The organism is Ensifer sp. EB106-05-01-XG146, from assembly GCF_058791875.1.
In genome coordinates this window covers 3,609,869-3,627,472 of record NZ_JBYTDX010000001.1, presented here as the reverse complement: position 1 = coordinate 3,627,472, position 17,604 = coordinate 3,609,869, and the positions used below count along the sequence as shown (strand labels likewise).

Here is a 17,604-nt window from a genome sequence, read left to right as displayed (position 1 = left end):
TGTTGGCACCACGGCTAAAAAATGCCATTTTCATGCATCACCGCGGCCTTGAAAACCAATGCGCCGCCGGCTTTGCGATCTCCGATGCCCAGTCGAGGGCGGTGCCTGTTACCGCCAGATCCCGGTTTCCCGGGAAATGACGGTGGATGGGAGGACACATGACCGTGTCTAGCAACGCGCCGGCTCAGCCTGATTTCTCAGGACCGCAGCCAACCCGGCACCCCGACGAGGGCCGGGCCGATCAACCCCGGTTGGATTCAGAACCCGTACCCATGCAGCTCCAAACTACGCCGCCCACCTCACCGCGCGAACCGGAAGCGAAGCAGATCGATTACAACGATTCGATCCGCTCCACCTTCTTTTCGATGGAGGACCTCCGGCAATGCGGCGAGGATCTCGCGGCAAAGGGTGTCTCCTCGCTGCCGGGCTTCTTCCCGTTCGAGTTCCGTCCGCGGCATCGCGAGAACGAGAACGAGATCCTGCGCGTCTACCGGGCGACGGCCGCGGACGTCGAGGCCGGGGCAACGATCACGCCGGCCGCCGAATGGCTGCTCGACAACCATCACGTCGTCGAAGAGGCGATCCAGGAAGTGCGGCGCGATTTCCCGCGCCGGTTCTATCGCCAGCTCCCGACGATTTCGGTTTCGGGCACGGTGATCCCGCGCACCATGGCGCTCGCCTGGCTCTACGCTGCCCACACCCACAGCACGGTGACGCGCGAAAGCATCACGGCGATGGTCGAGGGCTTCCAGAAGCACGAGACCTTCAAGATCGGCGAACTCTGGGCCTTGCCGTCGATCCTGCGCTTCGTGCTGATCGAAAATTTGCGGCGGATTGCCATCCGCGTCGAACGCTCGCGCGGCATGCGGCGCAAGGCAAACGACGTCGCCGACCAGATCATTCGCCTCAGCGATCCGGAAAAGTCGCGCACGCTGCTTGCGGAATCGGAAGCGCTGGCGGCCGACAACACCTTCGTCGCGCAGCTGCTCTACCGCATGCGTGACGGGTCGCAGACCTCAGGCGCCGTGATCGGCTGGATCGAGGATCAGCTCGAGAAGCGCGGCAGCGACGTCGAAAGCGCGCTGGTCGCCGAGCAGAACCGCCTGTCGTCCGGCAATGCGACGATGAGCAACATCATCCGCAGCCTGCGTGAGATCGACGACACCGACTGGGCCGTCTGGTTCGAAAGCGTCAGCAAGATCGATGCGGCGCTGCGTGAAGGCTCCGATTATGCGGCGCTCGATTTCGGGTCGCGCAACAAGTACCGCGACACGATCGAAAAGCTGGCGCGCCGTTCGGGGCACAGCGAATTCGAAGTGACGCAAATCGCCATCCAGATGGTGCGCGAGGCGGAAGTCGCGGCCGAGACGGAAGCGCCGCTGCAGCAGCCGAATGTCGGATCCTTCCTCGTCGGCAAGCAACGCAAGCTTCTGGAAAAGAAGATCAGCTACCGGCCGTCGGTGCTGCAGACCATCATTCGCCTCAGCCGCAGGCTCGATTGGTTTGCGATCGCCGGGCCGAACATCCTTCTGACCATCCTGGCGATGATCGCCGTCTACTCCTTCGTCAGCCCGATGGCGATCCCGAGTGGCGCGAAGCTGATCATGCTGCTGCTCTTCGCGCTGCCGGCCTCGGAAGGCGCGATGGGCCTGTTCAACACGCTGGTGACGCTGTTCGTCAAACCGTCGCGGCTGGTCGGCTACGAGTTCCTCGACGGGATCCCCGAGGACGCCCGCACGCTCGTTGCGGTGCCGTGCCTGATTTCCAAGCGCGATCACGTCGACGAACTGGTGCGCAATCTCGAGGTTCACTATCTCGCCAACCCGCGCGGTGAGATCTACTTTGCACTGGTCAGCGACTGGGCTGACAGCAAGGACGAGGAATCGAGCACCGACGCCGATGTGCTCGATTATGCCAAGCGCGAGATCGCTCAGCTCTCGGCGCGTTATGCCTATGACGGCAAGACCCGATTCTACCTGCTGCATCGCCGCCGCCTGTATAACGAGCAGGAAGGCGTGTGGATGGGCTGGGAGCGCAAGCGCGGCAAGCTGCACGAGCTGAACATGCTCTTGCGCGGTGACCGCGACACCTCGTTCCTGCAGGGCGCCAACACGGTGCCGGACAACGTTCAGTACGTGATGACGCTCGATTCCGACACGCGCCTGATGCGCGATGCGGTGACGAAGCTCGTCGGCAAGATGTACCATCCGATCAACCGTCCGGTTGTCGATCCGAAGACGCAGAACGTGATCGCCGGCTACAGCCTGCTGCAGCCGCGCGTCACGCCGTCGCTGACGACGGGCAGCGAAGCCTCCGCCTTCCAGCGCATCTTCTCCTCCAACCGCGGCATCGACCCTTACGTCTTCACCGTTTCGGACGTCTATCAGGACATTGCCGGCGAAGGCAGCTTCACCGGCAAGGGCCTCTATCATGTCGACGCCTTCGAGGCGGCGCTGAAGGGGCGCATCCAGGAAAACGCCGTTCTCAGCCACGACCTGCTCGAAGGCTCCTACGTGCGTTGCGCGCTGGTGACCGACGTCGAACTCGTCGAGGACTTCCCGACCCGCTACGAGGTGGAAATGTCGCGCCAGCATCGCTGGGCGCGCGGCGACTGGCAGCTGCTGCCCTATATCTTCAATCTGTCGAACGGGCTGTCGGTGCTCGGACGCTGGAAGATGTACGACAACCTGCGCCGCTCGCTGATCCCGCTTGCCTGGCTCGTCGCCTCGGTCATGGGCTGGTACTACATGGAGCCGACCGAAGCGCTGATCTGGCAGATCGTGCTGATCTTCAGCCTGTTCGTGGCGCCGACGCTGTCGCTGATCAACGGCCTCCTGCCGCGCCGCAACGACATCGTTGCCCGAGCGCACCTGCATGCGGTCTTGAACGAAGTCCGTGCCGCCAACGCGCAGGTCGCGCTGCGCATCGTCTTCATCGCCCACAACGCGGCGATGATGGGCGACGCCATCGTGCGTTCGCTCTACCGCACGTTCGTCAGCGGCAAACTGATGCTGGAATGGCGCACGGCCGCGCAGGTGCAGAGCGCCGGCCACGGCACCATTGGCGACTATTACCGCGCCATGTGGGTTGCGCCGGCGCTGTCGGCGATCTCGCTGGCCCTTGCGGCGATTTCCGACACCGGCCTGCCCTTCATCGGCATTCCCTTTGCGCTGCTGTGGGCCCTGTCTCCAGCCGTTGCCTGGTTCGTCAGCCAGTCGGCCGAAACCGAAGACCAGCTTGTCGTTTCCGATGAGGCGATCGACGAGATGCGCCTGATCGCGCGCCGCACCTGGCGATACTTCGAGACCTTCGTCACCGCCGAGCAGCACTTCCTGCCGCCGGACAACTTCCAGGAAACGCCGCAGCCGGTTCTCGCCGAGCGGACGTCGCCGACGAATATCGGCGTCTATCTGCTCTCCGTCATGTCGGCGCGCGATTTCGGCTGGATCGGCTTCGAGGAGACGATCAACCGGCTGGAGCAGACGATCGCCACCATCGACCGGATGCCGAAATATCGCGGCCACCTGTTCAACTGGTACCGGACGAATACGCTCGAAACGATGGAGCCGCGCTACATTTCGTCGGTCGACAGCGGCAATCTGGCCGGTCATCTGATCGCCGTGTCGTCGATGTGTCGCGACTGGGCCGAAGCGCCGTCGGCGCATGTCCAGGGCAGTCTCACCGGTATCGGCGACGTCGCTGCGATCCTTCAGGAAGTGCTGCGCGACCTGCCCGACGACCGCAAGACGGTGCGTCCGTTGCGTCGCCTGATCGAAGAACGCATCGTCGGCTTTCAGAACGCGCTCGCCGCGATTATGCGCGAACACGAGTTCGCTTCGATCCGGGTGATCAACCTGGCCGTTCTGGCGCGCGACATGCACAAGCTCACCGTCAACCTCGACCATGAGGTGCGCACGCCGCAAAGCAGCGAAGTGACGAAGTGGGCCAACTCGCTCGTCACCACCTGCGAAGCCCATATCGCCGATGGCGTCTTCGATCTCGGCGCAATCGAATCGCTGCGCCAGCGCCTGCTGGTGATGAAGGACCGGGCACGCGACATCGCCTTCTCGATGGATTTCGGTTTCCTGTTCCGTCCGGAGCGGCGCCTGCTGTCGATCGGCTTCCGCGTCAACGCCAACGAGCTCGATGAGGCCTGCTACGACCTTCTTGCGTCGGAAGCCCGTCTCACCAGCCTGTTTGCCATCGCCAAGGGCGATCTTCCGACGGAGCACTGGTACAAGCTCGGCCGGCCGATCGTGCCGATCGGCGCACGCGGTGCGCTGATCTCCTGGTCCGGCTCGATGTTCGAATACCTGATGCCGCCGCTGGTCATGCAGGAGCGTCAGGGTGGTATCCTCAACCAGACCAACAATCTGGTCGTGAAGGAACAGATCAACCACGGCCGTCGCCTCGGCACGCCGTGGGGCATCTCGGAAGCCGCCTTCAACGCGCGTGACCACGAGCTCACCTACCAATACACCAACTTCGGTGTGCCGACGCTCGGTCTCAAGCGTGGTCTCGGCCAGAACGCGGTCATCGCGCCCTACGCCTCGATCCTCGCCTGCATGTACGATCCGAAGTCGGCGCTCGCCAACCTCGGGCGTCTCCGCGAGGTCGGCGCGCTCGGCGCATACGGCTACCACGACGCCGTCGACTTCACGCCGACGCGCGTGCCTGAGGGCCAGAAGTGCGCGGTGGTTCGCAACTACTATGCCCACCACCATGGCATGTCGATCGCGGCTGTCGCCAACGTCGTCTTCAACGGCCGCCTGCGCGAGTGGTTCCACGCCGATCCGGTGATCGAAGCCGCCGAACTGCTGTTGCAGGAAAAGGCGCCGCGCGACATTCCGATCATGAATGCCAAGCGCGAGCCGGAATCGGTCGGCAAGGGCCAGGACGATCTCCTGCGCCCTGAGGTCCGCATCATCGAGAACCCGCTTTCGCAGGACCGCGAGACCGTGTTCCTCTCCAACGGCCACTACTCGGTGATGCTGACGGCCAACGGCGCCGGTTACGCCCGCTGGAACGGCCAGTCGGTTACCCGCTGGAAGCCGGATCCGGTCGAGGACCGTACCGGAACCTTCATCTTCCTGCGTGATACGACGACCGGCGACTGGTGGTCGGCGACGTCGGAGCCGCGACGCGCGGCCGGTGAGAAGATGCTGACGCGCTTCGGCGACGACAAGGCGGAATTCGTCAAGACCGTCGGTGATCTCACCAGCGAGGTGGAATGCATCGTCGCCACCGAACACGACGCCGAAGGGCGCCGGGTCATGCTGCTCAACACCGGCACCCAGGACCGCTTCATCGAAGTGACCTCCTATGCCGAGCCTGTGCTTTCGACAGACGAGGCCGACAGCGCACACCCGGCGTTTTCGAAGATGTTCCTGCGCACGGAAATCAGCCGCCGCGGCGATGTCATCCGCGTCAGCCGCAACAAGCGCAGCTCCGGCGATCCGGACATGGAAGTGGCGCATCTCGTCACCGACAATGCCGGCAGCGACCGCCATACGGAAGCCGAGACCGACCGTCGCCGCTTCATCGGTCCGGGCCGCACGCTTGCCGAAGCCGCTGCCTTCGATACGGATGCGGTGCTTTCCGGCACGGACGGCTTCACGCTCGATCCGATCATGTCGCTGCGCCGGGTCGTGCGCGTCCCCGCCGGCAAGAAGGTCAGCGTCGTCTTCTGGACGATCGCCGCCCCGAGCCGCGAGGAGGTCGATCGCGCGATCGACCGCTACCGCCATCCGGAGACCTTCAACCAGGAGCTCATCCACGCCTGGACCCGCAGCCAGGTGCAGATGCGCCATGTCGGCGTGACCTCGCAGGAAGCGGCAAGCTTCCAGATGCTCGGCCGCTACCTCGTCTATCCGGACATGCATCTGCGCGCCGATTCGGCGACGGTTCAGGCCGGCCTGGATTCTCAGTCGAAGCTCTGGCCGCTGGCGATTTCGGGCGACTACCCGATCTTCTGCCTGCGCATCAATGACGACGGCGATCTCGGCATCGCCCGTGAGGCGCTGCGCGCCCAGGAATACCTGCGCGCCCGCGGCATCACCGCCGATCTCGTGATCATCAACGAGCGCGCCTCGTCCTATGCCCAGGACATGCAGCACGCGCTCGACTCCATGTGCGAGAACCTGAGGCTTCGCGGTCTCTCGGACGGTCCGCGCCAGCACATCTTCTCGGTGCGCCGCGACCTGATGGAGGCGGAGACGTGGTCGACCTTGCTGTCGGCCTCGCGCGCGGTCTTCCATGCCCGCAACGGCACGATCTCCGACCAGATCGCCCGCGCCAACTCGCTCTATTCGCCGGCACCGGTGAAAGGCTCCGAAAAGAGCGCCGAGTTCTCAGGCCCGCTGCTGGCAGCGCCGCAGGAGAACGGGGATGCCGCTCCGGCGGAAATCAAGGGCGATGGCCTTTCCTTCTGGAACGGCTTCGGCGGTTTCGCCGATGGCGGTCGCGAATACGTCGTGCGCCTGCGCGGCGGCGAAGCGACGCCGCAGCCGTGGATCAATGTCATCTCCAATGATGCTTTCGGCTTCCACATCTCGGCCGAGGGTGCGGCCTATTCCTGGAGCCGCAACTCGCGCGACTACCAGCTGACGCCCTGGACCAATGATACGGTCGTCAACCGGCCGGGCGAAGCCATCTTCATCCGCGACATGGCAAGCGGCACGGTCGCCACGCCCTATGCGGCGCTCTCGCGCCGCCGTTCCGTCGTCTTCGAGACGGCGCACGGGCTCGGCTATTCGATCTTCCGCAGCACCCAGGACGACCTTGAGATCCAGGTCGTCCAGACGGTACATCGCAGCCTGCCGGCCAAGCTCGTCCGCGTGTCTGTCCGCAACCGTGCGGCGTCGGCGCGGCAGTTGAGGCTCTACGGCTACAACGAGTGGGTGCTTGGCAACAACCGTGCCCGTTCGGCGCCCTTCGTCCTTTCGAAATGGGACGAGACGGCCGAGGCGCTGGTGGCGACCAACCCTTACAGCATCGATTTTGCCGGCCGATCCGCGTTCTTCGCCGTCGATGGCGGCGATGCGGCCGGCTACACTGCCAGCCGCCGGGAGTTCCTGGGCGCGATCGGCGGCATTCTGGCGCCGCAGGCGGTCACTTCGGGTGCCGATCTTTCGGGCTCCGTCGATGTCGACGGCGATCCTTGCGCCGTGGTCGCAACGGACATTTCCATCGAGCCCGGTGCCGAACGGCAGGTCACGTTCATCCTCGGCGATACCGATACGGACGATCAGGTTCGAGCCATCATCGGCGAACTGCGTGAGACCGCGTTCGACACGGTGCTTGAGGCGAACAAGACGTTCTGGCGCGAATTCACTGACATCGTGAAGGTGGAAACGCCGGATCCGGCCTTCAACGCCATGATCAACAACTGGCTGCCCTATCAGAGCCTCGGCTGCCGCATCATGGCGCGCTCGGCCTTCTATCAGGCAAGCGGTGCCTTCGGTTTCCGCGACCAGTTGCAGGATACGCTGGCGTTCCTGATCCATCGTCCGGAACTCGCCCGGGCACAGATCCTCAACGCTGCCTCCCGCCAGTTTACCGAAGGCGACGTGCAGCATTGGTGGCTGCCGGGAACCGGCGCCGGCGTGCGCACGATGATCTCCGACGACGTCGTCTGGCTCGCCCATGCCGTGACCCGCTATTGCACGGTGACCGGCACGTCCGATCTCCTTGCCGAGAAGCTTGCCTTCATCACTGGCCCGGCGCTCGAAGCGGGGCAGCACGACGCCTTCTACAAGCCGGAGATTTCCGAAGAGGTCGGCGACGTCTACGAGCATTGCGCCCGTGCACTCGATCTTGCGATCAAGCGGACCGGTGAGAACGGCCTGCCACTGTTCCTTGCCGGCGACTGGAACGATGGCATGAACCGGGTCGGCGAGAAGGGGCAAGGCACGAGCACCTGGCTCGGCTGGTTCCTCGCCGGCACGCTGCGTGGCTTCCTGCCCTTCGCGCGCGAGCGCAAGGACGAGGCGCGCATTACGCGCTGGGAGGCTCATCTCGAAGCGCTCAAGAAGGCGCTCGCGACCGCCGGCTGGGATGGCGACTACTACCGTCGCGGCTATTACGACGATGGCACGCCGCTTGGCACGAGTGAGGCTCTGGAGTGCCGGATCGATTCGATCGCTCAGTCCTGGAGCGTGCTTTCGGGCGAAGGCGACGAGCAACGTTCGCTGAAGGCGATGGACGCGGTCATGGCTGAACTGGTCGACCCCGACCAGCGCATCGTGCGGCTGTTCACACCGCCGCTCGAGCGGACGTCGCAGGATCCGGGCTACATCAAGGCCTATCCGCCCGGCGTGCGCGAGAATGGCGGGCAATATACTCACGCCGCCACCTGGGTAGCCTTGGCCTTTGCCGAACAGGGCAGGGCGGAAGAGGCCTGGCGGGTCTTCCAGATGCTGAATCCGATCTCGCATGCCGAAAACCGCGAAGCGGCGGAACACTATCGCGTCGAGCCCTATGTCGTTGCCGCCGATATCTACGGCGAAGGCGATCTGGCGGGCCGTGGCGGCTGGACCTGGTATACGGGATCTGCCGGCTGGCTCTACCGTGTCGGCGTCGAGGGCATCCTCGGTATTCGCCGGCAGGGCGACAGGCTGGTCATCCGCCCGGTGCTGCCGGCAGCCTGGAACGGCTACTCGGCCGAAGTGACGCTCAATGGCGCGCGGCACAAGATTTCGGTCGAACGCGACAAGAAAAGTGGCGAGCCGATCGTCAGCGTCAACAATAGTGTCACAAAAAACGCGCATGAAGGCATTTTGCTGTAACGGCCGGCATTGAAGACAGGATGAAACCGGCTTTGTTCCCGCAAGGGCAAGGCCGGTTTTTCTTTGCGGATTTGCCGGCGGCGCGACCTCGACGGCTGAGCGTCGCGCAGGAATTCAAAGTCCTGCAGCGACCTTTGCGCGTCTGATAAGACGCGCAAAGGTCGCTGCAGATTTCGTGAGCGGGGTGCCGGGCGGGAAACCGCCTGCAGATGGCCTCCCGCTCTCCTTCATGGTGCCGGGCATCGCGCGAAAGGCGGGACGTCGGTACCCGTTTCAACAGGGATGGGGCAGGGGCGCCAAATCCTGGAAAACGGACCGCATGCTGCAAAAGACTTTTCAGGGTGGCGTCGACCCGATGTCCGCCCGATTGGTTCCGAAGGAGCGTGACACACGCCTTGATGTGTTCAGGGCGCTGTGTCTCCTGACGATTTTCGTCAATCACGTTCCCGGGCAATATCTCGAATACCTGACCCACAAGAACTTCGGCTTTTCCGATTCCGCTGAAGCTTTCGTCCTAATCTCGGGCCTCTCGGTCGGGATCGCCTATGGCGGCAAGTTCGTCTCCGGCGGTCGGCTGGCCATGACGCTCAAAATCTGGCGCCGGGCCCTGGCGCTTTACGTCGCCCACATCATGACGAGCATCGTAACGCTGGCGATCTTTGCCGGCGGCGCGATCTACTTCGGAAGGCAGGACCTGATCGGCGAGATCAACATCCGCCCGATGGTGGAACAGACGGAGCAGGGCATCGTTGCCATGGTGCTCTTGGGACATCAGCTCGGCTACAACAACATCCTGTCGATGTATGCGGCGCTGTTCCTGCTGCTGCCGGGCATCCTCTGGCTGAACGGCGTCAGCAAGAAACTGCTGCTTCTGCTCTCGGCCGCGCTGTGGTTCGCCGCGGGCATCTTCAAGTTCGTGCCGTCGAACTTCCTCGACGAGGGCTACTGGTTTCTCAATCCCTGGTCCTGGCAGTTCCTGTTCGTCATCGGCGTGGTGATGATGACCTATGTGCGCAACGGCGGATCGCTGCCGCGCTGGCCCTGGCTGATCATGCTGTCCTGTGCCTATCTTGCCGTTTCCGCCGTCTGGGTCTTGTTCTCGTTCTGGAGCATCGACCTCTCCTTCGGTCTTCCGGCCGTTCTGACAGGCTTCGATAAGACCTTCCTGTCCACGCCGCGATTGCTGCATGTGCTGGCGCTCGGCTACGTCATCGCGGTGACGCCTCGGATCAGCAACCTCGCCAAACTTGACCGCGATCATCCGCTGGCGGTGGTCGGCCGTCATTCGCTACCGATCTTCATCTTCGGCACGATCCTGGCGATGTCCGGCCAGGTGCTGCTGTTCGTGACAGGGAAGAACCCGGTCTTCGGCAGCCTCTTCGTGCTCGCCGGCATCGGCCTGCACTTTGCCTATGCCTATTATCTCGAATGGCTGCGCGGCATCGCGTCTGCCAAACCGCTAAGGGCGGCGTAGCAAACGCCGCCCTTGACCGTGCGTCAGCGTCAGGTTCTTGAACCCAGTGCCAGGCGGCAGGCAAGCCCCGTGAACACGCCGGCGAGAAGGTACTGCGGCAGTTTCGGGAAACGCCGGAAGCCGGAAAGCCTTGCGCGCAGATGGCTGCCGACAAGGATGACAGTGCCGTTCACGAGCAAGCCGATCCCGTTCAGGATGGTCGCAAGCAGAAGCATCTGCAGGACCATCGACCCGCCATTCGGGTGCACGAACTGGGGAAACAGGGCCAGCACGAACAGCGCCATCTTCGGATTGAGCAGGTTCGTCATCAGTCCCTCGCCGAAGACCCGCCGGCGTGAGAGCCGCTTGAGCGTCGACGTCGGGGACGCGCCCGAGGGATGCGAACGTACCGTCTTCCAGGCGAGATAAAGCAGATAGGCGCAGCCCGCCCAGCGCACGATCTCATAGGCAACCGGTACGGTGAGGAAGAGCTGCGAGAGGCCGAGCGCTGCCGCGAGCGCATGGCAGTAGGTGCCAAGCGCGATGCCGGCATAGGTGAGAAACCCGACGGCACGGCCCTGGCTGAGGCTGCGAGACGCAATCAGCAGCATGTCAGCGCCGGGCGTTGCGGTCAGCACGAGGCTTGCGGCGGCAAACAGAGCGATGGTGGAGATATCCGGCATTGGTGATTCCCTTGGAATTGAAGCCGGAATTCCCGTCTACCAACAATTTGGCGAATGACAAGACTTCCCGATGCGGCGCTCGCCCAAAAAGAAAAGCCACCCGCGGCTGACCGCGGGTGGCTTGATGTACGATTTGCCTGACGTCGGGCGAGCGCTACGCTGCCGTGTGGCTCATGCGGACGTCGTCGTCCGTCAGGATGCCGCTGGCGCGGAGCAGGGCTGCAAAGCGGCCGTTGCTCTGGCTGAGCTCGTTGAAACCGCCCATCTCGACGATCCGGCCCTGGTCCATGAAGACCACCAGGTCGGCCTCGCGCACCGTCGACAGGCGGTGGGCGATGATGAAGGTCGTGCGGTTCTTGCGCAGCGCATCGATCGCATCCTTGACGCGGTTCTCGGTCTCGACGTCGAGCGCGCTGGTCGCCTCGTCGAGCACCAGGATCGGCGCGTTCTTGAGGATGGCGCGAGCGATGGCCACACGCTGGCGCTCGCCACCCGACAGACGGTTGCCGCGCTCGCCGACGACCGTATCGTAACCGGTCGTGCGGCCCTCGATGAAGTCGCAGGCAGCAGCCGCTTCGGCGGCAGCCATGACTTCCTCGATCGTCGCGTCGTCACGGCCAAGCCGGATGTTTTCCGAGATCGAGCGGTTCATCAGGCCCGCATCCTGGAAGACGGTGGCGATCGAACGGCGCAGCGACTTGCGCGTTACCTTCGAGATGTCGTTGCCGTCGATCAGGATCTGGCCGTCGCGCGGATCGTGGACGCGTTGCAAGAGGTTGACGAGCGTCGTCTTGCCGGCACCCGTCGGGCCGACGATGGCGATCGTCTGGCCGGCCTTGGCGGTGAACGAGACGTTGTGCACGCCCTGGTTCGTGTTGGCAAAGTCGAAGGAGACGTTGCGGAACTCGACCTCGCCGACAACCGGCGGCAGCTCGGTCGCACCGGCCGGCTCGTCGCGTTCGCGCACGGCGTCTTCGAGGGTGAAGAAGTCCTCGAGCTTGGCACGAGCTTCGAAGATCTGCGTGACGAAGGCTTTCATCTGGTCGAGGCGCCCGATCAGCAGGTTGGCAAAGCCGATGAAGGCGATGACTTCGCCGACGCCGAGTTCGCCGCGCTGCACCAGCACGGTACCGATCACGAGGATCGCCATCATAGAGATGGTCGAGGCGACGCGGTTCAGCCCGCTTGCGAGTGCCCACCAGTCGAGTACCGGGAACTGGGCCGAGATCAGCCGCTCGGTGAACTTCTTCAGCTCGCGGGTTTCAGCCTCGATGCGGTTGTAGCTGTGCACAACCGAAACGTTGCTGATCGCGTCGGAAACGTGGGAGAAAACCGTGTGGTAGTGGTTCTCGACCGAAGCCTGGCCTTCCTTGGTGCGGCTCATGACCACCTTGCTGATCACCACATAGAGCGCGCCGAGAACGACGAGCACGAGCGACAGGCGCACGTCCATGGCAAAGGCGGTCGGAACGAGCAGAACGAGGGCGACGGCGGTCGCCAGATGCTGGCGCATGAATTCGAGCCAGAGACCGAAGAGGGTTTCGCAGGCGCGAAGCAGCGTGTGCAAGGCGTTGGACGTGCCGCGCTGGCTATGCCAGGCAAGCGGCATGGAAACGATGCGGCCGAAGGCTTCCGTCAGGAGCGTGGCGCGGCGGCCATGGGCCAGCCGGTCGGCCTCGCGGGCGACGAGCACGAAGGCGACGGTGTTGAAGACGCCGAGGCCTGCCCACATGAGCAGCATCGGCGTGACTTCGCCCTTCGACGAGATGGCGTCGATGATACGACCGAACAGGATCGGTTCGGCAATTGTGATCGCTGCCAGAACGACGTTGGCAAGCACGATCGCTGAGACGCGAAACTTGTGAACCGCAAGATACTGGAGCGCTCTTGCATACACCTGGAACAATGACACTGTCTCACCCCTTCCGGGTACCGGATTTGACGCGCCGCAGACCTTCTGCGGCGGATGCACCCGCGTCCTCGAGGTTCCCCATGGCGAGCATTGAAGCCTCGCGCCGTTAGAGCACTCGGGGCCGCGCTGAGACGGTCTTTTGCGGCAATGGGAAGCCGTAGCCGGACGCAGGACAGCCACTCGTTTTCCCGTTTCGCTCGTCTGTGAGCTTGGCGAGAATATTCATAGTCTGCTATCTGTCGTGCCAACTCCGATTTCTTGCATATTTCGCATAAGACCGGGCGTGGTATGACGGATTATCGCGGGTGCAACATGAATGGTCGCTGAACGGTGCCTTTATGTCCGGATTCGGAAATGCGACCATATGCATCGACCTGGAAGGTGATCCATGAACATTACGCTGCTCGTACAGTTTCTCGCGCTTCTGGAGGAGATGAAGACACGCGAGGAAATCATCCCGGAATTCGAGCGCCTGCTCGATCGCTGCGGCTTCGACTTCTACGGCGTCGTGCGCCAGCCCAAGCCGCATGACAACCCGCTGAGGCTGCTGCTTGCCGGTCGCTGGCCCGAGGGCTGGCCGCAGATCTATATCCGCAAGAAGTTCGTGGTGATCGACCCGACCATCCGCTATCTCGGCCATGCCCAGCGTGGTTTCCGCTGGCGCGATACGCTGTTTGCTTTCCGCTCCGATCCGCATCGCAAGCGCATGGAAAGCATGATGATCGAGGCCCGCAACCACGGTCTCTACGACGGCTACATCTTCCCGGTGCACGGCCGGCGCGGTCTGCTCGGCAACCTGACGGTCGGCGGCCGCGTCGTCGACCTGAGCCCTGTCGAGATCAGCCTGTTCGACTCGATCGCCAAGCGGCTGTTCTGGAAGCTCTTGGACCTGACCGACCCCGAGGTTTCGGCCGAGCTCGGTTCGCGTGTCGAAGTGCAAATGACGCGGCGCGAAATGGAAGCCCTCAATTATCTCGCCGACGGACTGACCTCCAACGACATCGGCAAGGTGCTGGATATTTCGAGCCACACGGTCGATTGGTACATGAACGGAATCCAGGAAAAGCTGAAGGCCAAGAACCGCCACCACGTCGTGGCGATCGCCTTCCGTCTCGGCCTGATTTCCTAAAGTCGAAAGGCATTCGGTTTCCTGTCGCATCTGAAATTGCGCTCTGCCCGGTGACCCGCTAATACTTTATTTCGCGGGTGCAGCATTTCCCGCAATATCAAGTCATTGAGGAGACCGACTTGCCTATCTCGAAGATCCTTGTTGCCAACCGTTCTGAAATTGCCATCCGCGTTTTTCGCGCTGCAAACGAACTCGGTCTGAAAACGGTCGCGATATGGGCGGAAGAGGACAAACTCGCGCTGCACCGCTTTAAGGCGGATGAAAGCTACCAGATCGGCCGCGGCCCGCATCTTGCGCGCGACCTCGGCCCGATCGAAAGCTACCTGTCGATCGAGGAAGTGATCCGCGTCGCCAAACTCTCGGGTGCCGACGCCATTCATCCGGGCTACGGCCTGCTGTCGGAAAGCCCGGAATTCGTCGATGCCTGTGACGCCGCCGGCATCATTTTCATCGGTCCGCGCCCGGCGACGATGCGTCAGCTCGGCAATAAGGTCGCAGCCCGCAACCTCGCCATTTCCGTCGGCGTTCCGGTCGTGCCGGCCACCGATCCGCTGCCGGACGACGAAAAGGAAATCCATCGCCTCGCCGCCGAGATCGGCTACCCGGTCATGCTCAAGGCCTCCTGGGGCGGCGGCGGACGCGGCATGCGCGCCATTCGCGATCCGAAGGATCTGATCCGCGAGGTGACGGAAGCCAAGCGCGAGGCCAAGGCCGCCTTCGGCAAGGACGAGGTCTATCTCGAAAAGCTGGTCGAGCGCGCCCGCCACGTCGAAAGCCAGATCCTCGGCGACACCCACGGCAATGTCGTGCATCTGTTCGAGCGCGACTGCTCCATCCAGCGCCGTAACCAGAAGGTCGTCGAGCGCGCGCCGGCGCCCTACCTCTCCGATGCGCAGCGGCAGGAACTGGCCAACTACTCGCTGAAGATCGCCAAGGCGACCAACTACATCGGCGCCGGCACCGTCGAGTATCTGATGGATGTGAACACCGGCAAGTTCTACTTCATCGAAGTGAACCCGCGCATCCAGGTCGAGCACACCGTCACCGAAGTGGTGACCGGCATCGACATCGTCAAGGCGCAGATCCACATTCTCGACGGCGAGGCGATCGGCACGCCGCAATCGGGTGTGCCTGACCAGGCTGACATCCGCCTCAACGGCCACGCGCTGCAGTGCCGCATCACCACGGAAGATCCGGAGCAGAACTTCATTCCCGACTACGGCCGCATCACCGGCTATCGTTCGGCGGCCGGTTTCGGCATCCGTCTCGACGGCGGCACGGCCTATACCGGCGCCTACATCACCCGCTACTACGATCCGCTGCTGGTGAAGGTCACGGCCTCGGGCAGCACGCCTCAGGAAGCGATCAGCCGCATGGACCGGGCGCTGCGCGAATTCCGTATCCGCGGTGTGGCGACCAACCTCACCTTCCTCGAGGCGATCATCGGCCACGAGCAGTTCCGCAACAACACCTACACCACCCGCTTCATCGATACGACGCCGGAACTCTTCCAGCAGGTCCGGCGCCAGGACCGTGCGACGAAGCTCTTGACCTATCTCGCCGACGTCACCGTCAACGGTCATCCGGAGGCCAAGGGTCGTCCGAAGCCGCCGGCGGATGCGGCCAAGCCCGTCGTGCCGTTCATCCAGGGCGAAATCCCCGCCGGTACCAAGCAGAAGCTCGACGCGCTCGGCCCGAAGAAATTCGCCGAGTGGGTGCGCGGTGAAAAGCAGGTTTTCCTGACCGATACGACGATGCGCGACGGCCATCAGTCGCTGCTTGCGACCCGCATGCGTACGCATGACATCGCCCGCGTCGCCGGCACCTATGCTCGTGCGCTGCCGCAGTTGTTCTCGCTCGAATGCTGGGGTGGTGCGACCTTCGACGTTTCCATGCGCTTCCTCACCGAGGACCCGTGGGATCGTCTCGCCCGCATTCGCGAGGACGCGCCGAACCTGCTGCTGCAGATGCTTTTGCGCGGCGCCAACGGCGTCGGCTACAAGAACTACCCCGACAACGTCGTGAAGTACTTCGTCCGCCAGGCGGCGAAGGGCGGCATTGACGTCTTCCGCGTCTTCGACTGCCTCAACTGGGTCGACAACATGCGCGTGTCGATGGAGGCCGTTGCTGAAGAGAACCGCATCTGCGAGGCGGCAATCTGCTACACTGGCGACATCCTGAACTCGGCCCGCCCGAAGTACGATCTCAAGTACTACACGGCATTGGCGGCCGAGCTCGAAAAGGCCGGTGCGCACATGATCGCCGTCAAGGACATGGCGGGCCTGTTGAAGCCGGCCGCCGCGCGCGTGCTGTTCAAGGCGCTGCGCGAAGCGACGGATCTGCCGATCCATTTCCACACGCACGACACCTCGGGCATTGCGGCTGCAACCGTGCTTGCCGCGGTCGATAGCGGCGTCGATGTGGTCGATGCGGCGATGGATGCGCTTTCCGGCAACACCTCGCAGCCCTGCCTCGGCTCGATCGTCGAGGCGCTGCGCGGCTCGGAGCGTGATCCGGGCCTCGATCCCGAATGGATCCGCCGCATCTCCTTCTATTGGGAAGCAGTGCGTTACCAGTACGCCGCCTTCGAAAGCGACCTCAAGGGACCGGCGTCGGAAGTCTACTTGCACGAAATGCCGGGCGGTCAGTTCACCAACCTCAAGGAGCAGGCCCGTTCGCTCGGGCTGGAAACCAAGTGGCACCGCGTTGCCCAGGCCTATGCCGATGCCAACCAGATGTTCGGCGACATCGTCAAGGTGACGCCGTCCTCCAAGGTGGTCGGCGACATGGCACTGATGATGGTCTCGCAAGACCTGACGGTCGCCGACGTCGAGAACCCGGCCAAGGATATCGCCTTCCCGGATTCGGTCGTCTCGATGCTGAAGGGCGATCTCGGTCAGCCTCCGGGCGGCTGGCCGGAAGCGCTGCAGAAGAAGGCGCTGAAGGGCGAGAAGGCTTACACCGCCGTTCCCGGCTCGCTGCTGCCGCCGGCCGATCTCGACGCGGAGCGCAAGGCGATCGAGGACAAGCTCGAGCGCAAGGTCGACGACTTCGAGTTCGCCTCCTACCTGATGTACCCGAAGGTCTTCACCGATTACGCGGTCGCGGCCGACACCTATGGTCCGGTCAGCGTGCTGCCGACGCCGGCCTATTTCTATGGGCTTGGACCGGGCGAGGAGCTGCAGCCGGAGATCGAGCGCGGCAAGTCGCTGGTGATCCTGCACCAGGCCAAGAGCGAGCCGGACGAGAAGGGCATGGTCAAGGTGTTCTTCGAACTCAACGGCCAGCCGCGCCTGATCAAGGTACCGGACCGCAACCGCAGTGCGACGAGCGCCGTGCGCCGCAAGGCCGAAGGCGGCAATGCTGCCCAGCTCGGCGCTCCGATGCCGGGCGTCATCTCCACGGTCGCGGTTCATCCGGGCCAGGCGGTTAAGGCCGGTGACGTGCTGCTCTCGATCGAGGCGATGAAGATGGAAACGGCGCTGCATGCCGAGAAGGACGGCACGATCGCCGAAGTTCTGGTGCGCGCCGGCGACCAGATCGACGCCAAGGACCTGCTGATCGTCTTCGACGCGTAAGCGTTTGCCACACGGACAGACAAAAACGGCCGGATGCGAATCCGGCCGTTTTTGTTTTGCGAT

General features: G+C 63.5%; 6 protein-coding genes. 4 read left to right on the top strand and 2 right to left on the bottom strand.

Annotated features, from left to right (window positions below; all coding sequences use genetic code 11):
* Positions 1–158: 158 nt before the first annotated feature.
* Both ndvB and AC3WVQ_RS17920 read left to right on the top strand, forming a co-directional pair.
* Positions 159–8,786: a cyclic beta-(1,2)-glucan synthase gene (gene ndvB / locus AC3WVQ_RS17925; RefSeq protein ID WP_492382887.1), complete on the top strand. Its 8,628-nt coding sequence runs from the start codon at positions 159–161 to the stop codon at positions 8,784–8,786.
* Positions 8,787–9,105: 319 nt separating this feature from the next.
* Positions 9,106–10,260, top strand: coding sequence for an OpgC family protein (locus AC3WVQ_RS17920; RefSeq protein WP_060521488.1), 1,155 nt, complete (start codon positions 9,106–9,108; stop codon positions 10,258–10,260).
* A 29-nt stretch (positions 10,261–10,289) separates the two neighbouring features.
* On the opposite strand, the gene AC3WVQ_RS17915 is transcribed toward AC3WVQ_RS17920, so the two are convergent.
* Both AC3WVQ_RS17915 and AC3WVQ_RS17910 read right to left on the bottom strand, forming a co-directional pair.
* Positions 10,290–10,922, bottom strand: coding sequence for a LysE family translocator (locus tag AC3WVQ_RS17915; protein ID WP_110818891.1), 633 nt, complete (start codon positions 10,920–10,922; stop codon positions 10,290–10,292).
* 154 nt (positions 10,923–11,076) lie between these two features.
* On the bottom strand, positions 11,077–12,834 hold the full coding sequence (locus AC3WVQ_RS17910; RefSeq protein WP_034802972.1) for a glucan ABC transporter ATP-binding protein/ permease: 1,758 nt from the start codon (positions 12,832–12,834) through the stop codon (positions 11,077–11,079).
* Positions 12,835–13,222: 388 nt separating this feature from the next.
* Between AC3WVQ_RS17910 and AC3WVQ_RS17905 the strand changes: the two genes are divergently transcribed.
* Together AC3WVQ_RS17905 and pyc are read left to right on the top strand one after the other, a co-directional pair.
* Positions 13,223–13,963: a helix-turn-helix transcriptional regulator gene (locus AC3WVQ_RS17905; RefSeq protein ID WP_034802969.1), complete on the top strand. Its 741-nt coding sequence runs from the start codon at positions 13,223–13,225 to the stop codon at positions 13,961–13,963.
* Positions 13,964–14,082: 119 nt separating this feature from the next.
* A complete protein-coding gene (gene pyc / locus AC3WVQ_RS17900; protein ID WP_060586575.1) occupies positions 14,083–17,541 on the top strand; it encodes a pyruvate carboxylase in 3,459 nt (1,152 codons plus the stop codon).
* The last annotated feature ends 63 nt before the right edge of the window (positions 17,542–17,604 follow it).